Annotated in this window: 16 protein-coding genes; 10 read left to right on the top strand and 6 right to left on the bottom strand. The window is 45.5% G+C overall.

All coding sequences use genetic code 11. The features are described 5' to 3' along the window. Positions 1–9 precede the first annotated feature (9 nt). The 3 genes from QUA10_RS07155 to QUA10_RS07145 all read right to left on the bottom strand — a co-directional run bounded on the left by QUA10_RS07155 (position 10) and on the right by QUA10_RS07145 (position 7,888). Positions 10–2,037, bottom strand: coding sequence for an adenylate/guanylate cyclase domain-containing protein (locus QUA10_RS07155; protein ID WP_333081984.1), 2,028 nt, complete (start codon positions 2,035–2,037; stop codon positions 10–12). Next, on the bottom strand, positions 2,003–6,721 hold the full coding sequence (locus QUA10_RS07150) for a response regulator (protein WP_333081983.1): 4,719 nt from the start codon (positions 6,719–6,721) through the stop codon (positions 2,003–2,005). The genes QUA10_RS07155 and QUA10_RS07150 overlap by 35 nt, the downstream gene beginning before the upstream one ends. 657 nt (positions 6,722–7,378) lie before the next feature. Continuing rightward, entirely contained in the window at positions 7,379–7,888 is a 510-nt protein-coding gene (locus QUA10_RS07145; RefSeq protein ID WP_333081982.1) for a hypothetical protein, read from the bottom strand. A 77-nt stretch (positions 7,889–7,965) separates the two neighbouring features. On the opposite strand from QUA10_RS07145, the gene QUA10_RS07140 reads away from it, so the two are divergent. From QUA10_RS07140 to QUA10_RS07100, 9 genes are all read left to right on the top strand, one after another. Next, on the top strand, positions 7,966–8,883 hold the full coding sequence (locus QUA10_RS07140; protein ID WP_333081981.1) for a histone deacetylase: 918 nt from the start codon (positions 7,966–7,968) through the stop codon (positions 8,881–8,883). Positions 8,884–9,201: 318 nt separating this feature from the next. Beyond that, entirely contained in the window at positions 9,202–10,482 is a 1,281-nt protein-coding gene (locus QUA10_RS07135; RefSeq protein ID WP_333081980.1) for a glycosyltransferase, read from the top strand. 86 nt (positions 10,483–10,568) lie between these two features. Next, positions 10,569–11,579, top strand: coding sequence for a glycosyltransferase family 2 protein (locus QUA10_RS07130; protein ID WP_333081979.1), 1,011 nt, complete (start codon positions 10,569–10,571; stop codon positions 11,577–11,579). 195 nt (positions 11,580–11,774) lie between these two features. Further along, positions 11,775–12,356, top strand: a complete 582-nt coding sequence (locus tag QUA10_RS07125) for a serine acetyltransferase (protein WP_333081978.1) — start codon at positions 11,775–11,777, stop codon at positions 12,354–12,356. Positions 12,357–12,493: 137 nt separating this feature from the next. Next, entirely contained in the window at positions 12,494–13,015 is a 522-nt protein-coding gene (locus tag QUA10_RS07120; RefSeq protein ID WP_333081977.1) for a serine acetyltransferase, read from the top strand. Positions 13,016–13,107: 92 nt separating this feature from the next. Further along, complete coding sequence (locus QUA10_RS07115) at positions 13,108–14,121, top strand: glycosyltransferase (protein WP_333081976.1); 1,014 nt, start codon at positions 13,108–13,110, stop codon at positions 14,119–14,121. Between the two features lie 31 nt (positions 14,122–14,152). Further along, positions 14,153–15,463, top strand: coding sequence for a glycosyltransferase family 4 protein (locus QUA10_RS07110; protein WP_333081975.1), 1,311 nt, complete (start codon positions 14,153–14,155; stop codon positions 15,461–15,463). Positions 15,464–15,506: 43 nt separating this feature from the next. After that, positions 15,507–16,751: an exopolysaccharide biosynthesis GT4 family glycosyltransferase EpsE gene (epsE, locus tag QUA10_RS07105; protein WP_333081974.1), complete on the top strand. Its 1,245-nt coding sequence runs from the start codon at positions 15,507–15,509 to the stop codon at positions 16,749–16,751. 60 nt (positions 16,752–16,811) lie between these two features. Next, positions 16,812–18,062, top strand: a complete 1,251-nt coding sequence (locus tag QUA10_RS07100) for a glycosyltransferase family 4 protein (RefSeq protein WP_333081973.1) — start codon at positions 16,812–16,814, stop codon at positions 18,060–18,062. 170 nt (positions 18,063–18,232) lie between these two features. Here QUA10_RS07100 and QUA10_RS07095 read toward each other — a convergent pair whose 3' ends face one another. The 3 genes from QUA10_RS07095 to QUA10_RS07085 form a co-directional block, all read right to left on the bottom strand. Continuing rightward, complete coding sequence (locus QUA10_RS07095) at positions 18,233–18,586, bottom strand: DUF1257 domain-containing protein (protein WP_006635781.1); 354 nt, start codon at positions 18,584–18,586, stop codon at positions 18,233–18,235. 130 nt (positions 18,587–18,716) lie between these two features. Further along, positions 18,717–20,237: a stress-responsive protein Ycf46 gene (ycf46, locus tag QUA10_RS07090; protein ID WP_333081972.1), complete on the bottom strand. Its 1,521-nt coding sequence runs from the start codon at positions 20,235–20,237 to the stop codon at positions 18,717–18,719. 110 nt (positions 20,238–20,347) lie between these two features. Continuing rightward, positions 20,348–20,698: a hypothetical protein gene (locus QUA10_RS07085; protein WP_333081971.1), complete on the bottom strand. Its 351-nt coding sequence runs from the start codon at positions 20,696–20,698 to the stop codon at positions 20,348–20,350. Between the two features lie 710 nt (positions 20,699–21,408). Between QUA10_RS07085 and QUA10_RS07080 the strand changes: the two genes are divergently transcribed. Beyond that, positions 21,409–21,873, top strand: a complete 465-nt coding sequence (locus QUA10_RS07080; RefSeq protein WP_333081970.1) for a hypothetical protein — start codon at positions 21,409–21,411, stop codon at positions 21,871–21,873. Positions 21,874–21,927 lie beyond the last annotated feature (54 nt).

Raw genomic sequence — 21,927 nt, 5'->3', positions numbered from 1 at the left:
TCCCAATTTTTACTTTTTTCCTAGCAACCAATAAGTCATCATATTCCCCTTACCTTTTACCGGAATCACGCCTCGCCTCTCAAACAAATACTTATCTTTCAAAAGCTCATAAGTAACATCAGTAACTTGAATGCTGCCTGCAAAACCCGTAGCTTCCATCCTCGCCGCTACATTCACCGTATCTCCCCACAAATCATACGTAAACTTGCTCACACCAATCACTCCCGCAACCACTGGCCCGGAATTGATGCCGACGCGAATTGCCAGTTTTTCCCCTGTCTCGGCGCACAACTTTGCTATTTTTGCCTGCATTCCCAGGGCCATTTGGGCGATCGCCTCGGCGTGATCGTCTCTCGGCGTAGGCAATCCCCCGACTACCATGTAAGCATCACCAATAGTCTTAATTTTCTCCACACCGTACTTTTCAGCTAACTGGTCGAAGTGCGAAAAAATTACGTTCAAGCGCTTGACCAACTCGGTGGGAGACATTCTAGCAGACAACTCAGTAAAGCCAACAATATCAGCAAATAAAACACTTACTTGGGCAAAACTATCGGCAATTGTACTTTGCTCCGCCTTCAATCGTTCTGCGATTGGTTTGGGCAAAATATTTAACAACAACTTCTCGCTTTGTTCTTGTTGAACTTTTAGCGCTTCTTGCGCTAATTTGCGCTCGGTAATGTCAGAAACAGTACCCTCATAGTAGAGCAGCTCACCTTTTGAATCTCGAACAGCCCGAACATTTTCTGACACCCAAATCCGGCGCCCATCTTTGCGACATACCATAGATTCAAATCCCGAAACGGCATTTTCAGTATCCATAGCAGCCACAAATTCCAGGCGGCGTTCTGGGTCAACGTAAAGTTGCTGAGCAATATTTTTAATCTCGGACATTAGTTCTTCAGGCGAGTCGTAACCGTACAATTTTGCTAAAGCTGGATTAGCGCTGAGATAGACTCCAGAAGGGGTGCTTTGAAAAATGCCTTCCATCGCATTTTCTACAATGCTGTGATATTTTTCTTGGGCAATACGCAGCAATTCTTCTGCTCGTTTGCGCTGAATCAAAGAACCTAATTGAGTGCCGACTGCATTAAAAACGTCTATAAATCGCGCGTCTTTCCCACCAGACGAATTTTTAAAGAAAACTAGCACTGCCAATACTTCATCGCCTACCAAAATCGGCACGCCAAAACCCGCTTTGAATCCGAGTTCTAGTGCTATTTGACTTCGGAGAAAATGCGGGTAGCCCTTGGAAATATCTTCTACCCATTCCGGTTGCTTGGATGCCCAAACTCGTCCCGGCAGCCCTATATTCCGGGCAAATGTCAGTTGTTGGCTTTGGGTGCGGAACAATTCCATGCTGGGGTTGCTGGCATACCAGCCGCGGGCAGATTGCAGCACAGTTCCTTCTGCATCGGGAATCCAAGCTTCTCCTACATCCCATCCGATTGTTTCGCCAACTTGGTGCAGAATTACTTCTAAAGCTGAGTGAAAGTCTACAGCTTCGCCGATCGCCCGCGTCGTTTCCAGCAAAAACCGGATTGATTCTTCAGCCCGCTGCCGTTCTGCGATTTCTTCCTGTAATCTAGAATTGCGATCGTGCAGTTCCCTAGCTTGCTGTTGCAGTTTGGATTGCAGCAAACGAAGGGAAAGTTGGTTTTGGACGCGGGCTATAACTTCTTCTACTTGAAACGGTTTAGTAATGTAATCCACTCCTCCTACTTGAAAAGCTTTAACTTTTTCCAGCACGTCATCTAGCGCACTAATAAAAATTACCGGAATATCTTGAGTTTTTTCGCTTAGCTTTAACTGCTCACAAACTTCATACCCGTTCATTTGTGGCATATTAATATCTAGTAAAATTAGATCGGGAGGAGATATTTGTGCCCCTTGCAAAGCCAAGTGTCCGTTAATAGCCTTCCTGACATGATACCCGTAAGATGTCAACATAGTGGATAAAAGTCGCAAATTATCCGGCATATCGTCAACGATCAGAATGTCTTTAGGAGTCGCTGGTAATGGATGGTCGTTCATCATAATATAATTGAGTTAAATCGATAATGATATCTATCCGAAAATTATCGACTAAATCTGTTAAAGCGTTAGCGAGATTTGCCTCAGTTTCGGGAATTTGCTCGATGAGTTCGAGGATGCGGTTGTCATCAACACAAAGTGCTGCTCGGTGCAGCTCGACCACCCAGTCTGTGGGCATTACACTCAAATCCTCGTTGGTCAAACTTTTAAGCAGCGTCGGTGTTGAAAAAGAAGTAGATAAGTTCTCTTTTTCATAAATATAACGCAGGTTGAGGTGATGCGCTATCTTTTCAAAGAGTACCTCTTCCCGAAACGGTTTACATATCAAATCGTTACAACCGGCCGACAAAATTATTTGTCGCTGCTCGTCAAAAGCACTGGCAGTCAAGGCAATAATTATTGGTTCTTTACCTTCTAGAGTTTTCTTAATCTGTCTTGTCGCTTCATACCCATCCATCACGGGCATCAGCATATCCATTAATATCAAGTGTGGCTTCCAAGTTGAATGCAAAGCAATTGCTTCTTGACCGTTAGTTGCTTCCCGGACTTCAAACCCCAGGGGTATCAGGAGCTTAAGCAGCAGTTGGCGATTTTCTGCTACATCTTCAACTATTAATATCCGATAAGTGTCTTGTCCGGCTTCTAAAGCAATAACTTGTTTAATCGGGGATTTTTCTTGTTCATCACTTTGTGTTACTAAGTTAACCCATATATTAAAACTAAAAACTGTGCCTTGACCGAGTTGACTTTCAACAGCAATATCACCTCCCATAATTCGGACAAACTGTTGGCTAATCGGCAACCCCAAACCTGTTCCCTGCATGGATTTTCGACCAGTTTCAGTTTGTACAAATGGCTTAAATAATGTGGCAAGTTCCAAGGGAGAAATGCCGGGACCCGTGTCGGCAATTTCAAAATACAATTGGGATTTTTTTTCTTCTTTGGCGTCTTTTTCAGATTGGCTGCTGACGCGCAAAGTCACGGTTCCCTGCTGAGTAAATTTAATCGCATTGCCGAGTAGGTTAATTAAAACTTGCCGCAATTTAGCTTCGTCTGTTTGAATGTACTGTGGCAAATCATCGGCATTTTCAAAGATTAGGTGCAAACCTTTTGAGTTGGCTTTTAGTTGCAGCATTTCTTTGAGACTGTTGAGAAGGTTGTAGAGATTGAAGCGGCTGGGATTGATGGTAATTTGACCTGCTTCTATTTTTGACATGGACAAAACATCATTGATGAGTTCCAGCAAATGTTCGCCGCTGCGGTTAATAATTTCTATGTATTCTTTTTGTTCTTCCGTGATAGAACTGTTGCGGGCCATGACTTGGGAAAAACCCAGAATGGCGTTGAGAGGTGTGCGGAGTTCGTGGCTCATGGAAGCTAGAAATTGGCTTTTGGCGCGGTTGGCAACTTCGGCGTTTTCTTTGGATTTAATCAGTTCCATGGACTGCCTTTGAGTGCGGGCGAGCAATTCCGCTTGCTGTAATGCTACTCCTAGCTGAGTACCTACATCAACTACAACGTTGATTTCAGCTTCGCTCCACTGCCGGGGAGCTGAATTTTGATAGGATGCTAGTAATCCCCAGAGCGTTTTTCCGCAGAAAATTGGCACAATAATGTAAGATTTAGCTTGAAATTTTTCTAGCAAATTGATGTAACAAATATCGAATCCTTGCTTGTAAATGTCTGGGACACAAAGGTAAGTTGTACCTCGGCTGTAGGACCCGCCTTGGGTTTCTTGCAAATAGGTATCGCGTACTTCTTGTGAGGGGCTATCTAATCCTTTGACGACGCAACGGTCGCTGTCTAAAGCGCCTTCAGTAAGGTGAGAATCGAGTTCCTGTGCTTGGATGAAAGAAACCCACTTCTGGTCACGGGATTCGGCTACAAATTCGCCGCTCCAGTCTGGATTGAAACGGTAAATCGCGACTCGATCGCACTTCAGGGTTTGGCGCAATTCTCGGGTTGTGGCGTGAAAAATTTCTCGGATATCTAAAGTTTGCCGCATTCTTTCAATGATGCGGGCGATCGCTCTTTGTCGTAAAGCACTTTCTTGCAGTTCGGTTTCTGCTTGCTTGCGTTCGGTAATATCTACAGCCATTAAAGCAATGCCGATCGCTGTACCGTTATCGTCAATTAGCTGAGTATTGTACCACTCGCAGATGATAATTCTGCCGTCTTTAGTCAGATTTTCGGTAGTGCCGCTGGATTTGGCATTCAAGTCATGATTGAAAATCTCAGATAATTGCGGGTGGTAGCTTTCAGGTACGATCAAATCGGAGGCGACTCGACCAATCGCTTCTTGCTCACTGTACCCAAAAATAGCCACGGCTGCGGGATTCCAAGTGATAATTTCTAAATTGAGGTTTAACTCGATAACTGCGATCGGCGTTTGCTGCAATAAAAACGAGATTCTTTGCTGCGATGCTAGCAGTTTCTCTTCGGCTAATTTGCGGTCTGTGATGTCATTAGCAGTGCCGAGAATTTGTTTGGGTTTACTACCATCTGCTGTTCTAAGAAATACAGTATCCCAACTGTGCAGCCACCGCCATTCACCGTTTTTGTGTTTCATGCGGTATTGACATTCAATGACATCACCGTCTTTGGCTTGATCTACTTTGTGGAGGTTTTCAAAAAACTTTGGCAAATCGTCGGAGTGGAGCAGCGTCGGCATCATTGCTGTACCCATATCTTGTATTTCTTGGGCTGTGTATCCGAGCATCGTCGAAATTTGTCGATTGCTGTAGACATTCCGCTGTTCAATTAGATCGTAAACGTACAACAGGTTGGGATTGGAATCGGCGATCGCTTGAATGAAGTGCTGGCTCTCTCTGAGTGCGGATTCTGTTTGTTTGCGAACGCTAATATCTCGCGCCACGATAATCACTGAATCAGCAGTCAGCGGAGAAACTTTAGCGTCGAGGCAAACGTCGCGCTCTCCGACTTTCAAGCTATATTCAACATTAATGCTTTGCTTAGTTTTTAGAGCTTGTTGGATGGCATTTAATACTAAATCTGCTACAGGTTTAGGCAAGACTTCATGAGCGGTTTTGTTAATCATTTCGCTGGGAGGTTTCACCAAATTTGTTGATGCTGTCGGGGCAATTTTGATGCAGCGCCCTTCTGCATTTCTCACTAAAACTGTGTCAGTCATGGCGGCAAAAATCGCCCGCAATTCTGTTTCCGATTCTTGCAGAGCTTGCTCGGCGCGGACACGGGTGCGAATTTCTGCTTGCAGCACTTTATTTTGCCGATCGAGCTGCTGAATTCGGTTTTTTTCTCGTTCGATCAGTTTAGTTTGAGCGATAGCGAGCCCTACTTGAGCCGCCACAGCTTCTAATAAGTCGATTTCCTCGGAAGTCCATTCCCGGTAGCGATCGCACTGGTGCAAACAGATAGCACCGTTTGCTCTGCCTTGGTAAGAAGTGCGAATTGCCAGCATCGATTTTAACCCAACCTTCTGGCAAATCGGTTGAGCAGCTTGCAACAGAGGGTCTGAATAAACATTGTTGGAGGCGATCGCCATATCTTGTATCATCATTTGTATGACGTGAGGATTGCCCCAAATTGGAACAGGTACGTTCCGAATAGATTCACACTCCGGTTCAAGATACTCGGCCGCCAGAGGAATATCGACTTGGGGAGTAGTAACGTAAGTATGAATCAAACAGCGATTGGCGCAGAATGCCAGACCGATTTGAGTCGCAGCTATTTGAAATATTTGTTCGGGCTGCAAGCTGGAGCGAATTTCTTTAGTTATTTTTGCGATCAGCAATTCTCGCTGAACTTGCCGTTCTAAAGCAGCTTTAGCTCCAGCCATTTCTATTTCTGCGTGCTTGCGATCGGTGATATCAAAAAGTACGCCATACCAAACAATATCGCCATTATCACGCATTTCTGGCCGAGAATTAGATTGCAGCCATTTGAGTTTACCCGACGGTGTAACAATCCGCCATTCACAGGCAAAAGGTTCTAAAGTTTGGGCGCTAGTAGCAATTCGTTTCACCAGATATTCTTGGTCATCTGGATGATTTTGATCGAAGCAAAAGTCGGGATTTTTTAAAATTTCGTGACTCTCTAATTCGTAAATCTCTCGACAAGCATAGCTAATATATTCAAACTTAAAACTTCCATCGGGCTTCTTCATGAATTGATAAAGAACTCCCGGTATATTGACCGCCAATTTCTGCAGACGCGCTTTGCTTTCCCGGAGTGACTGTTCTGTTCGCTTGCGGAATTCTACCTCTCTTTGCAGTTGGGCATTCTGCTGTTTTAATTGTTTTGATAGCTGTTGTATAGTCAGTTGACTTTCGATCCGCACTAAAACTTCTTCCACTTGAAAAGGCTTAGTAATGTAGTCAACACCGCCGACTTCAAAAGCTTTAACTTTGTGAAAAGTTTCCTCAAACACACTCAAAAAAATAACCGGAATTTCCCTCATCTTTTCGTTTAATTTAAGTCGAGCACATACTTCATATCCGTTCATTTTTGGCATAGCAATATCTAGCAAAATCAAGTCGGGGAGAACGGTTAAATTAGCATTGACCGCCATTTCTCCCGAAATCGCCCGCTGAACTTTATACCCTTCTTTCGTCAATATATTTGATATAAAGCGCAGGTTTTGGGGCTGATCATCAATAATTAAAATGTGAATACTTTCTTTGTCAAATATCATTTTTTGTCTGGTCATGGTGATTTTTTTAGTGCTAGCAGCAGATTGATGATTTAATAAATTTAGCGATTCCTTCCGATTCTAATTATTTATTAAACCTTTTCAAGCTCAGCAAATAGAGGATTAACTTTAGATAGTAGCCATCAACTAACACACCTTCTATTTTTTAAACTTATTGGTTGCTGGTCTTAAGTTTGCCACTCAAACTAACCGTAGTTAACCACATTTTATGGTCCCCAAGAATCGCCTTATTTGCTGTACAAATTAAGTCTGCCAAAAAACCATCTTCGCTTAGGCACTCCAGAGCAAAGCAACCAGGTTTTTTAACTTTGTTCAATGGCTGCGACCAAGTATTTTCGTATAACGCGGTTGATGCGCCCAGGAAAGTTTTTAGCTTGACTTTAGGATTGAAACTCCCAGGAGGATAACGCAAGTTTCTGGACATTCTGCTGCCACATTCAAAGGGTTTTAGCCGAGATACACACCTGGACATACCACGAGGCGAAGAAACCTTTTTTTTACTCTTGTCGCTGCAACAAAGTATGGCTGTGAAAAACCTCGGTTTTGACCCACCTGCCCATCAGTCTTAAGATATTTATAGGTAACTAAGAGTATAGATGCGATCCATCCATTGGCACCCACAGCCTACCATATAAACTATTGTCTCGGTCTTTTCTATGCCAGCAATTCCTTAAGTTTAGCAATATTTTCATTGCTGAAGTAAATCTTAATTTCTAGTTCTTGGTCAGCCTCCCATAACAGCAGCATATTATCTTCACCCAAGGCGATTTCTGGATTGTTCAATTCAAGTGTTTGATATTTAACTTCGGGAATTCCTACGCGAATTACCAGTTCCGCTTCCAACTGAGGATAGATGTACAATTGCTGTTGCAAGTTGTCAAGCTCTAGTTTGTCAACAGTGTTATTACGTTGGACAGGAGAACCGCGTTTGTACCAATAGAGAGTATCTTCACGGATTTCGGGATTGACTATCACAAATATTTCGTCAAAACGCTGAGGGTGCCAGTGAATTTCGCTCAGACCGCCGATTTGTGGAATCAGTCGCTCTACCCAGCTAATTTCTTTGCCGTTGAGGTTTGCCCACCACTCACTGATATTATCGAGATTGTCAGCATTTTCGGGGTGGCTGCTGCCGGACTGCCAGACTGTTTTTAGTTGTTGCATATACAGGTTCTCCAGCGAATTTAAATTTGAGATTGCAGGCTTTCAATTGGAGATTCATTCGTTATACAATAATTTTAATGGACTTACCAATTATTTACCACGAAGATTACGTTGCACCTCTGCCACCGGATCACCGCTTCCCGATGGCAAAGTTTCGGATGCTTTACGAGATGCTGCTCGCGGACGGGGTAGCAGATGAATCGCAATTTCACGCTCCCGAACTTCCCCCTCAAGAATGGATTGAATTAGTCCACGACCACTCTTATGTTCAAGCTTACTGCAACGGGACGCTCGATAACAAAGCTACTCGGCGAATTGGTCTGCCTTGGAGTCGGGCTCTTGCTAATCGCACTTGCACTGCGGTTGCAGGAACTGTACTAACTGCCAAGCTCGCTTTAGACTACGGTTTGGCTTGCAATACTGCGGGCGGAACTCATCACGCCTTCCCTGGTTTTGGGTCGGGTTTTTGTATTTTTAATGATTTGGCGATCGCCTCTCGCGTCTTGCAAAAAAATGGTTTAGTTCGCAAAGTTTTAATTGTTGATTTAGATGTCCACCAAGGAGACGGAACCGCCGTAATATTCCAAGATGACAGTAGCGTTTTTACTTTCTCGATGCACTGCGAAGTCAATTTTCCCGGCACTAAACAAAAGGGCGATTTAGATGTACCTTTGCCTGTGGGTATGGAGGACGACGAATATTTACAAACATTGGATAAATTCTTACCAGATTTGCTTTCAAATGTCAAGCCAGATTTAGTTTTGTACGATGCTGGAGTAGACCCTCATCACGGTGACAAACTAGGAAAATTAGCTTTAACTGATACGGGCTTATTTCGCCGGGAAATGCAAGTTTTGATGGCGTGTTTGGCTGGCGGCTATCCCGTGGCCTGCGTGATTGGCGGGGGCTATTCCCATGACGCTAAGGGGTTAGTTTACCGCCATTCGCTGCTGCACCGAGCCGCCAGTCAAGCCTACAGGCAGTATCGACTTTGATCCAGAGCGGCGAGATTTAAAATTGACTTCAGTATTGTTTGGCGATATGATTGCTTGTTTAGGGTGTCAATTAATACTAAAAACTGGCTAAAGTCAATACTCCGGACAGTTTTTGGAACGAGACTAAAAGCTTTACAGCGCAAGGATCATAAATAAAGTCCAATTAAATGCAACGAGCGGGGTGGAGCTGACATTGATTTAATTATCCACAGTGGCTCAAAGTCCTACAGAATAAGCCATTGGGCCATATAAAAACTGTCCTGACTATTGTAAAGTGGCATTAAAATAGATATATCACATTTAATCGTAGTGTATTTTATGGACTCCAACTCGTTAAATATCACAGAAGATGGGGCTAAAGAACTGACTTTGATGCCCATAGACAAGCGCTACCTGCTAGTCCTCAACATCCCATTTTTCTGCGACTCCAAAGGCAGCAGGTATCTCGATTTAATGTGGGCTAAAGACCTAACCCAACACTTCAAGTATTTGAAAAACTTCACGCTAGCATGTCCGTGCGTGCGAGAAACCCCCCCCGAAGATACAATAGACGTGGATTCGGAAACATCATTTGCTGATGCTAAATTTATTGACCTTCCCTCCCCAAATAGCTTGGCCAAAGCAATATTGCTGCTGCCGGCAACGGTTGCCCAGCTTTGGGGCGCGATCGCATCTTCAGATATCGTACATAGCGGCGTAGCAGGCTGGCCGATTCCGATGGCATGGTTAGTGACGCCAATAGTCCTGATACAGCGGAAACCATACCTGCTCATAGTCGAGTCCGCACCGTGGCGGCTGCTGCCGGGCACCCCTGCCAGCATTAAAGCCAAAATTCAAGCTTACATATACGAAACATTTAATCGCTGGTGCATCAACAGCGCCGACTTGACAATCTTTACACAGGCAGAATATCAGCAAAGTTTATTAAAAAAACGACACAAACAAAGTCAGATAATTCATGCTTCGTGGATAGATGAAGAAAATATTATTTCGGAAGCAGAGGCGACTAAAATATGGCACGAAAAACTGTCAGCCTCGCCCAAACAACTAAAAATTCTATTTGCGGGCAGATTGGTTCCAGAGAAAGGCCTGTTAGTTCTCCTAGAAGCAATGAAAATCTTGGAGGAGGAAAACATTCCCGTCAAGCTGGACATACTAGGTGAAGGCGAACTGTTAAGCAACTGCCAAGCAGCCAGCAAGGCAATGCAAAAATCGGTACAGATAGAACTTTTGGGAACTATTCCTTACGGCAGAGAATTCTTCGGGCGGCTGCAACAATATCATGCTGTTGTCGTTCCCAGTACCTCAGACGAACAGCCCAGAATAGTATACGATGCTTATTCCCAGGCCGTATCGGTACTGGCAAACAACACAGCCGGACTCCGCGACTGTATCGAAAACGGCATCACAGGCTTGATCGGTAATTGCAATGACCCAGTTGATTTAGCAAACTTGCTCAAACAGTCGGGAGAAAACTTGAACCTACTTCAAAATATGGGCATGGCAGGTCTGAAATATGCTCGCCGCCTGACTCACGAAGAAATGCACCGGCAGCGGTGGCAGCTTTTGTCAATTATGTTGGAGCAATCAAAAAAGTAGGCGATACCTGCACTCCTGGCGATCGCTCCAGCTTGCCAGATGGGTACAACTTGAGCTAAAAAGTTGTTAAACCAACAACGGTACTTATGTCGAAGGCCAGCGAGTCCAATCACCCCTATCCACTGCTGGTTGTCATTGTTAACTACCGAACCTCTAGTTTGACAATAGACTGCTTGCGCTCTCTAGTTAGCGAAGTTCAATCGCTGCCCGGTATGCGAGTTGTAGTTGGCGACAATGCTTCAGGCGATCGCTCCGTCGAAGAAATTAGTAGTGCGATCGCCTCAGAAGGCTGGAATGAATGGGCATCCTTCGTTCCCCTAAACCGCAACGGCGGATTTGCCTTCGGCAACAACGCCCTGATCCGTCCCACCCTCCAATCCACCAATCCTCCCCCTTACTTCCTGCTGCTCAACCCAGACACCATAGTTCGCCCCGGTGCCTTAAAAGCCCTCGTCGATTTCATGGACTCCCACCCCGAAGCCGGCATCGCCGGCAGCCGCTTGGAAGACCCCGACGGCACGCCCCAGGAGTCAGCTTTTCGGTTTCACAACATCTTCACCGAAATCGATTTTGGTTGGCGGACAGGCTTTATATCCAAGTTATTAGCCAACTGGGCCGCAGCGCCTCCCATTTCTCAAAAAACCTGTCAAACTGATTGGGTAGCTGGAGCCAGCATGATCGTCCGTCGCGAAGTATTTGAAAAGATTGGCTTGATGGATGAAGCTTATTTCATGTACTGCGAAGAAATGGACTTTTGTCTGCAAGCGAACAAAGCTGGCTGGAATTGCTGGTACGTACCCGAAAGTCGTGTTGTCCACTTAGTCGGCCAAAGCTCAGGCGTCACTGACACCAAAAAGCCCGCCAAGCGGCTGCCCACCTATTGGTTTGATTCCCGGCGTAGGTACTTTATCAAAAACTACGGCTTGGTTTACACAGCATTAACTGATATATCCTGGGCTTCGGGTTTTGCAGTGTGGAGGGTTCGCCGCGTACTTCAAGGCAAACCCGATGGCGATCCACCACAATTGCTGAGGGATTTTGTATTAAATAGTGTATTTTTTAAGGGGGGTAAGATTGAAAAATCCAAAAACTTTTAAAGGGAGTTGGTAAATCGGTAAAAGCCAACTAAACCAGGTTAACCTAGGCAAGCAAAATATTTTATGATGCAGCCGAGAAATTAGTATTCTCGATCGATAAAACCTGATTGCTCCTTCCTCAAAAACCTGACAGACCCATTAATATCGTCGGCATCTAGCAATAGAGTAAACAAGAAATAGCGTGAATTAGAGCTTATGGTAACTGAGCAAAACTTAATCACCAGTGAAAATCAAGTAGAAAACCCCGGCCTGGGACTGTGGCAGCAAATTAAAGAAGACTGGATTGCTCATGGTCGAGATTGGACAAAACCGGGATTTCGCGCCGTAGCAGTGCAGCGTTTTGGCGTCTGGAGAATGCAGGTAGAACCGAAATTACTGCGAGCTCCTTTGAGCATTATTTATCGAGCACTCTACCGAAAAGTCCGCAATAGTTATGGGATAGACTTGCCTTACACTGTGAAGCTCGGTCGTCGCGTGGTGATTGAACATCAAAACGCTATTATTATTCACGGATATTGTACGATCGGCGACGACTGCATTATCCGCCAAGGTGTAACCTTGGGAAACCGCTATTTGGACAAACCGCTAGAATCCCCTCAATTGGGCGATCGGGTTAACGTCGGCGCTGGTGCAAAAATCCTCGGCAAGGTCAACCTAGGAGACGACGTAAATATCGGTGCCAATGCTGTAGTTTTATCAGATATTCCCGCAGGTCAAACTGCCGTTGGTATCCCTGCCAAAATTATCAAATCCCGGCCTGCTGAAAACAACGCTTAAATCATTTTCTTCCTTATGGATTCTGCTATAACTCTGCGGAGATTCAATAAATCTCCCTAGTCAAGTTAGAGATTCATCTTCAGATAAACCGCACAAATAAGCACAATTGTCTACATCATCAAAAAATTGTACAAACAATGGTTGAGTCAATCACTAAGTCAATCATTTCTGCTACAGAACCAGACTGGAGCCGCGAAAAACTTAGCAAGTGGTGGGAACCCAGTCGCCAACTGCTCAAATCTATCCGCAACTATCAAAAGTGGCAGCAGCAGGGTGGCATTGGAGGATATGTTTTATGCCGTTGGAACGTGATCCAGCATCGATTTTGGAGCGTTGTCACTGCAACAGACATCCCTTTGAACTGCCAAATACAAGGAGGACTGCTGCTGACTCATCCTAATGGCGTTGTCATTCATCCCAGTGCTTCCATTGGCCCTAACTGTCTGATTCTTCAGCAGGTGACAATTGTTGCTGATGTCAAAATCGGCGGTCATGTCGATATTGGTGCAGGAGCTAAAATTATTCGCTCCGTAACGATCGGCGATCATGCTTTGATTGGTGCCAATGCTGTGGTGATTTGTGACGTGCCACCCGGTGCAACCGCAGTGGGAATACCGGCAAAAATAATCGAAAAACAACCCAGGAAGTCTGACAAATAATTTCTAGAAGTCGCAGAAAAATTATGAAATTAGCTGGACTTTTATTAAAATATAAAAGGAACTGCTCAGTAGTCGCATTCAAAAGGTAAAACTTGAAACAAATTGGATTAGTGGCGATCGGACGAAATGAAGGGCAGCGCCTCCGCCAGTGCCTAGTCTCAGCCACAGACAAAGTTGCGCGCGTCGTCTACGTCGATTCCGGCTCAACAGACGGTAGCCTAGAGTTAGCCCGATCGCTCGGAGCCGATACAGTAGAACTAGACTTATCTATACCGTTTACCGCAGCCCGCGCCAGAAATGAAGGCTTTGCCCGCTTGCTGGAAATAGCACCAGAAATCGAATTTGTCCAATTTGTGGACGGTGACTGCGAAGTAGTTGATGGATGGATCGATCGAGCCTACAGCGAACTCGCAGCCAAACCCGACTTAGCAGCAGTATGCGGGCGGAGGCGCGAACGATACCCCAAAGCAAGCATCTACAACCAATTGTGCGACATCGAGTGGGATACCCCCATTGGCGAAACCAAAGCCTGCGGTGGCGACTCCATGATGCGCGCCACAGCATTTCAGCAAGTGGAAGGTTTCAATCTCGCACTCATAGCCGGCGAAGAACCCGAACTGTGCTTGCGGCTGCGCCAAAAAGATTGGAAAATCCTTCGCTTAGACGCAGAAATGACCCTGCACGACGCGCAAATGACCAGTTTTGTTCAGTGGTGGAAGCGCGCCCAAAGAGCTGGTTACGCCTACGCCGAGGGTTCCTGGATGCACGGAAGCGAACCAGAGCGCCATTGGGTCAAAGAAACCCGCAGCACCTGGTTTTGGGGCTTAGTCTTGCCAGCCCTAGCCTTGGCAATGATATGGCCGACAAAAGGCTGGAGCTTGTTACTATTGAGTGGCTACCCCTTAGCAACCTATCGCACCTATAACTATTATCTAAAGCATCGGGCTCTCACAACTAAAGACTCAGCCATCTACGCTTTGTCTTGCGTATTAGCCAAATTTCCCCAGCTACAAGGTCAAATCCAGTTTCACCAGCGCCGATTGCTGGGGCAGCAGAGCAAGCTGATCGAATACAAAACAACCAACTCTATTCATTCAGCCAGCTAGAATTAGAGCTAACGTCCCAGAAAGTCCACCCGTGAGTAGCAAACAAATGAGCCATCAACAATTAAAAGTTTTACTAATTGTAGAGCAGTGCAATCCTGACTGGGCATCAGTACCTTTGGTGGGGTACAATTTTTTCCAAAAAATCAATAATTTAGCTGATGTAACCCTCGTCACCCATATTAGAAATAAACCAGCTCTCGAAAAACACCCAGAATACGAAAAAGTTGTCTACCTTGAAGAAGGAAAGTTAACCAAGCAATATTATAAAATAGTCGAAAAACTCACCGCAAACGGGCGAGTAAATTGGCCTCTTTATAATACCTTGAGCTACCCAATTTATGAAGAATTTAATCAGCAAGTATATGAAAAATTCAAAGGAAAAATCCTCAACGGAGATTATGACATAGTTCATGCAATTACCCCGATGATGCCGCGGTATCCGTTTAAGGTAGTCAGTGTTTGCCAGCAGACTCCTTTTATTCTAGGCCCTGTGAATGGGGGCATTCCCTTTCCACCAGGTTTTCAAGAAACGGCAAAACAAGAATTTGCTCAATTCAACTTTTTGAGAGCAGTTGGTCGAGCATTAATTCCCGGTTATGTAGAAACTTACAAAAAAGCCGACAAAATTTTAGCAGGTTCAACATATACTTTAAATATGCTAAAAGATTTGTTTGCAATCCCTGACCCAAGAATTGATTTGTTCTACGAAAATGGCATTTCGGAGGATTTTTTAAACCAGACAAGTATCCCAATTAAAGATGTTAGCCATATCAATCTGCTTTTTGTGGGTCGATTAGTGCCTTACAAATGTGCCGATATTGTCATTGAGTCTATTGGGAAATTAGAGCAGGTAATTAAAAGTAAAATCCGCTTAACTATAGTAGGAGACGGGCCAGAAAAAAATAACTTGGAAAACCGAGTAAAGGAGCTTAATCTAGGGGAAATAGTTAGCTTTGCCGGATGGGTGAATCAACAAGAAACTTTGGATTATTACAGGAAAGCAGATATTTTTTGCTTCCCTTCAATCCGAGAGTTCGGGGGCGCAGTGGTAATGGAAGCTATGGCTTGCGGACTCCCCTGCATAGTTGCCAATAACGGCGGTATTGGTGAATACGTCAATGAAGAAACTGGTTTTAAGATCGAGCCGATTTCTAGAGAGTATCTAACACAGGAGTTGATAAGTAAAATTAAGCTGTTAGTAGAAGATGATAGGCTGCGGGAAAGTATGTCAGCGAAGGCGATCGAAAAAGCCAGAGAATTTGCCTGGGAGAACAAGGGCATAAAAATCGTCGAGATTTACGAAAAAATGCTCGGTGAGAAAGGTGTTCGTGCATCGGCATAGTAGATAAATACCCTTGAAGTAAAAATTAGAAAGTAGGTAAGAAATGAAGGCAAAAATCGGATACTTTATTCCCCAATTTCCCGGACAAACACACATCTTTTTGTGGCGGGAGCGACAATTTCTTGCAGAACTTGGAATTGAAACAGATTTAGTATCAACTCAACCGCCACCCAGAGCGATCGCTTCTCACGTATGGGCAGAAGAAGCTCAAAAAAATACTGTTTATCTATTTCCCTTTGCTGCGAAAGATTTTATTAACTCATTCCTAGAGGTTCTCAAAGCAGGTCCCGCTGCATGGTGGCAGTGCCTAGCAGTTATTGCCAAAGCGAGAGATACATCGTTATTTGAAAAAGTTAAACTCTTAGCACTGGTTTTGGTTGCTGGCAAACTAGCAGGGTTAACAAAAACAAAAGGTTGGTCTCATATCCACGTTCATTCCTGTGCCAATTCCGCCAATATAGCCTTATTTAACTCAATTATTACAGGGTGTACTTACAGTATAACTCTTCACGGGCCTACTTTAGAAGTGTACGGGTCAAATCAGGAACAAAAGTGGAAAAATGCTGCTTTTGCGATCGTCATATCTCAACTGCTTCTCAATGATGTCAAAAATAAATTAGCGAACTTTCTTCCCAAACAATTAGCTGTTGCTCCCATGGGAGTTAATACTGCAGAAATTGAACGCAGCAGCCCTTACAAGCCTTGGCAAGAAGGAAGTCCGTGCAATATTTTTGCTTGCGGCCGCCTCAACCCGGTGAAAGGTCATAAATACTTGATTGAGACTGTAGAATTGCTGCGAAATCGGGGATTTGACGTGAGGCTGCAAATTGCAGGCGAGGATGAACAAGGGGGCAGCGGGTATCACCAAGAGCTACAAAAAATCATTGAAGATAAATCGATGTCCGAATGCGTGGAGCTACTTGGGGCTGTTTCGGAACAGCGAATTCGCCAAGGTCTAGAAGCAGCTCACATTTTCGCTTTGGCAAGTTTGAATGAAGGAGTTCCGGTTGCTGTGATGGAAGCAATGGCGATGGAAGTGCCGTCGGTTGTTACTAATGTAGGCGGAACTTCTGAGCTAGTAAATGACGGCATGGATGCTCTATTAGTCCAATCAGAAAAACCCCAAGAAATGGCCGATGCGATCGTCAATATACTGCAAAATCCCGAACTTGCTTTGAGCCTCAGTCAGGAATCCCGGAAAAAAATTATGGCTAAATTTAGCCACGGCCGCAGTGCAGAAACTTTAGCTCAGTGTTTGGAAAAACTTGGAAAAACTAACCCGTCTTAGTTATGCCAAAGAACAAATTTAATCTCAGATTACATAAATCCAGTTGAGTCCAAACAAGTTATGCGAATTTTAATTGTTGCTCAGAACGCTTCAACTAAATTCGGTGGCGAGTCATTGCTGCCGGTCAACTATTTCCGGATACTTCGATCGCGCCAAATAGAGACATGGTTAGTGGCGCACGCCCGCACCCAGGAAGAACTCACAGGGCTGTTTCCAGAAGACTGCGATCGAATGCACTTTGTACCGGACACTTGGCTGCACCGACTGCTTCACAATTGCGGGCGATTTATCCCTGCAAGAGTGAATGAATTTACTTTTGGGCTGCTCAGTCACCTCTACACCCAAGTGCTACAGCGTCGCATTGTCCGGCGGCTGGTGAGCAAACACGAGATTGATATTGTACACGAACCGACACCAGTCTCGGCAACAGTTCCTTCGTTGATGTTCGGATTGGGAGTTCCGGTAGTTATCGGGCCGATGAACACGTCGGTTAAATTTCCTCTGGCTTTTCGATCGCGCCAAAGTCCTATCATTGATATTTTAATCGAGATCGGTTACCAGTGCGTCGATTTCTTCAATCGTCTTTTTCCCGGTAAAATCAAAGCGGAGACGCTGTTAGTGGCAAACGCTCGGACTAAGCACGCACTGGCATCTGGAGTGCAGGGTAAAGTTATTGAACTTGTGGAAAACGGCGTGGATTTCTCGGTGTGGCGATCGGACTCTAGCTTATCAAGAGCAGCGACCGGGCAGGTTCATTTTATATTTTTAGGCAGGCTGATCGGCTGGAAAGCTGTAGATTTGCTGCTGGAAGCCTTCGCACCCGTCGTCGCTCAAACGGATGCAGTCTTGGAAATCATCGGTGATGGGCACATCCGAGGGGAACTCGAAGCTCAAACAGTTCGTTTAGGCATCGACAGCAACGTTGTATTTAGTCGCTGGCTGTCTCAGGAAGACTGCGCTCTCAAAATGCAACAAGCTGATGCAATGGTTTTTCCCAGTTTGCGGGAATGCGGGGGGGCAGTGGTGATGGAGGCAATGGCAGTGGGCTTGCCTGTCATAGCAACGAACTGGGGTGGCCCGGCAGATTATCTGAATTCCACTTGCGGTATTTTAGTAGAACCGACTTCTAAAGAAGGATTTGTCCAGGGACTGACAGATGCGATGCTCAAGCTGGCTCATTCACCAGAATTGCGGCAGAGTATGGGTTCTGCGGGACGGGAACGAGTTCGGCAGCATTTTGATTGGGAACGCAAAGTCGATCGAATACTTGAAATTTATCAACAAACGATCAACGATTGCCCCAAGCATTAGGTAGCTGACCATTAAAGCATAAAGCAGCAGCTTTCAGGTTGAAAGCTGCTGCTTGGGGGTGCTAAAAAAGTATGTGGCGGCCTAAAGACCCCCCTCTACATCCTAGCGATCTAAAAACGGGTTAACCCGTTTGTTTGGTTAACCCGCGAGCTTGGAAATTTGCAGATCAATTAGTTTTGCACTACCAGCTTAACGTTGGCATTTTGCAAACCGCGCTGCTTGACTGCTGCCAAGGTCTTGTTAACTGCGTACTTCTGGTTGATGGAGTTGATTAACTCAGTTTGATTGTGCTTTTTGGCGACGCCCCAGAGGTCGGCAATCAGGTCAAAAGAACCATCGCTATTGCGAGACCAACCCAGGTCATATTCGCCTTCGAGAATCGCCACGATGTCGGAGCGAACGCGCTGACCGTTATAGCCACGAACATCAGCTTCTGACTTGACTGAAATGCCCAAGTCGCGCAGGGAAGCTTTCAGGATTTCGGCATCGGTGATTTTGGTACGCAGAGTGCTAAAGTGAGACATTGGATTTCCTCCTAATAAAACTGAGAGAGAAACAACAACGGTCTGGATTTAACGGTGCCGCTGGGCGGCTCTTGAATCGAACTGCTAGCTGTTGCTAGCCTTTGCTCCTGTTTGGACCAGGAGAAAGCTTTTAGAATTCCATTCGCTGGTATTCAGCGACGGAAGACGCAGCGGGCCTTGCACGCTGTCTAGCCCAATCTCGCAGGGCGGTGACCTGTTCGGTCATTGTTTTAGACAGTGGCATTGTAGATTTAATGGCCGCGATGATGTCTAGCTGCGTAAACTCTCGATCTTGAGCGAAGGCTTCGTACATGGCGGCTACTAGCGCTTGCTCAATCTCTGCACCTGAAAAGCCCTCGGAAACATTGGAAAGTTGCTCTAAATCGAAGCGAGTAATTTCCCGACGGCGCTTTGACAGGTGAATCTTAAATATATCTTGGCGTTCTTCTTTGGTAGGCAGATCAACAAAGAACAGTTCGTCGAATCGGCCTTTCCTCAAGAATTCTCCCGGCAACCGCTCGATTCGGTTGGCTGTTGCCATTACGAAGACTGGGGAAGTCTTTTCTTGCATCCAAGTGAGGAAGGAACCGAAAATGCGGCTGGAGGTGCCTCCGTCTGAGTCGGCCGAACCAGTGCCTCCTGCAAAGGCTTTGTCTAGTTCGTCGATGAAGAGGAGGGCTGGAGAGATGGATTCTGCTGTTTTGAGGGCATTGCGGAGGTTGGCTTCCGATCGACCCACCATCGAGCCGTCGTAGACTCTACCCATATCTAGCCTCAGCAGGGGCAGTCCCCAGAGGCGGGAGGTGGTCTTGGCAATCAGCGATTTTCCGCATCCCGGTACGCCGAGAATTAACATCCCTTTTGGTTGGGGCAGGCCGTATTCTCTCGCCCTTTCTGTAAAGGCGTTGGAACGCTGTCTCAGCCACCGCTTCAGCTCTTCTAAACCGCCGACTGCATCCAGGGTTTCGTCTTCTTCAATAAACTCTAGAATGCCGTTGCGCCGAATTAATTGCTTTTTCTCCGAAAGAACTATGTCTACTTCTTCTTCTGTGAGGCGCCCAGTCGAAACTTGGGCTTTGCGATAAACTTTTTCAGCTTCGTCCTTGGTCAATCCCAAAGCTGCTTTTAAAAGTTTTTCTCGCGCTTCTGTGGTAATGCGTCGCGATTGCGTTTGCTCCAACTGACCAGACAATACTTGGTTTAGTTCCTTCATGTCTGGCAACGCGAAGTCTAATACCACTACTTCCTTTTCTAGCTCGATCGGAATTTGCTGCAAAGGAGACATCAGTATAATTGTCTTTTGCGTTCCTTTGAAGTGGGCGATCGCATCGCGCAACCACCTCGTTACCGGAGGAGAATCTATAAAAGGATGCAAATCTTTGAAAATGTAGATGCTAGCGTTACTGTTGGGTTCTCGCTGCCTGATCACCCATTCAATTGCTGCCTCTGGCGAGACGGTGTTGTGTTGGGTGGTGGTGCGGGGTTGACCATACTCCACAATGCCGTGAGTTACAGTCCAGATAAATACTCGTCGCTGTGGTTTGGCTTGAGCTATTGTCGAAATTGCTTGCTCACACCGCTCTTCCTCGGATGTCACGAGGTAGATCAGAGGATATTGAGCTTGGATTAGAATACTGATCTCTTCTTGCATAGTCCTCGACCCACTAGAGACGGTGCTATCTTTGCTGAATCTCAATGCTGCCCTTAGCCCTCTTACTGCTGAAAATTTCAGTTTTAGCTTTTTGGCGAAGCAAGGCATTCTTAGCAGGGAACCAATTCTTCCTCTCCCGGTTTGGCGGTGCTGGCACTGACGCCCGACACCTGCTTTATTGGAAGATCCTGTTCAGCCAATACGCTCGGCTGACTTGTTACGGATGCCAGTTCTCCATCTCGCATTACTACTGAACCCGTGCATTCTGGACAGTTGTATACCCGATGGGTTTGTCCGTAGGAGGCTTCTACTTCGTCAACCAGTTCGGGATTTCCTAGGTAGAAGACAATTGCCCTTTCTGCAATTGATGACATCGGTTCAGTTTCGACTGCGGCTCGGATTTTGAGCTGGCGATGCAGTTCTGGTGGAAGATACAATGTAACTTTTTGCTTTTCTTGCATATGACAGTGAATTGACTTACCCGGGTATGTATATCAGATTAGCCGCTTAATTCTTTGCTGTCAAGCCTCTATGCAGCTTTAGCGTCATCTTGTAATATTTCGTTACACTTGAGGTAAATCTGGGGCAGTTAACAACGAAAAAGTTAGGGGTGTAACTGATGAGTCCGAGGTGCAGCGGCAGGTATGGGTAGGGTCAAGGACGATCGACCAACTATAAATATGAACAATAGATATATAGGAGTGGGGCCAACAAATTCTTTGAGTCGCCATCTGGGGTAAGGTGCGCCCTCAGCACCCAGCCCGCTCATGAGTGCGCCGTAAGCGCCGGGGGACTCAGTACACAACGAAGTTACTAACTTTGGGCGTTTTGATTTTGAAACCAAACTCTCCCAAGCAGTTTTTATTGCTTTAAGTTTGAAAAATCCGAACGTGAAATAGCAGTTTTCGGCTTTTGATCGGGCTCAGATTTAACACCCCTGGACAGCGCTAGCGCTCAGCACCCTATGGTTAGACTTTTTGGATGACATTGTGTAAGGTGTTACGCACTTAATTTTTTGGCCCAAATGCTCGCTACAAGGACTCTAGGCTGCAAAATCTTCAATTTAGAGGGGTGTCAGCTTATCTTTAATAGGGCAGTGCTGGGTAATATATACTTGGATGCGGACCTGCTAACCTGAAATTTTTAATTTTAGATATCAAAGAACTGACTGATGGATTTAGACCAACAGATTCAAGCATTAATCGAAAAAGCTCCGCCCGACGGTTCGACGCCACAAATCTTAAAGGCGATCGCCCCGGCCCTGGTGTTAATTGCCCAACAGCTACAGCACCTCGAATACTCGATCCTGCAAGCGGTAGACCAAAGTTGGGCGATCGTGGTTTTGAGCAATCTCAAGCAACCGGGACGGGAGAAGAAGGTGATTTATGCTTGGACAAGTATTAAAGATGCGTCGCAGGCTGCGGCTGCTGGGGGCGATCGCCTCAGACCGGTGCTTTTGCCTGTTACTCACCTTTTATTTCAGATGATAGCTCTGGAAGGTCTTGACAGCATTGTTTTTTTTGAAAGTCCCGGAAATCAGGAAGTCGGGACGGAAATCCCTCGCGAGCAAGTACAAAGTTTAATTAACGTTTACTTGCAACAGTATCGATCGGCTCCACCGCCAGATATTGCCTAAACAATTCAATTTTCTATTAATTGGTAACAGGGCATTAGGCATTGGGCATTCCCC

The organism is Microcoleus sp. Pol8_D6 (genome assembly GCF_036700965.1).
Classification (GTDB): Bacteria; Cyanobacteriota; Cyanobacteriia; order Cyanobacteriales; family Microcoleaceae; genus Microcoleus.
The sequence above is the reverse complement of the archived record's forward strand: the minus strand, read 5'-3'. Positions and strand labels throughout refer to the sequence as shown.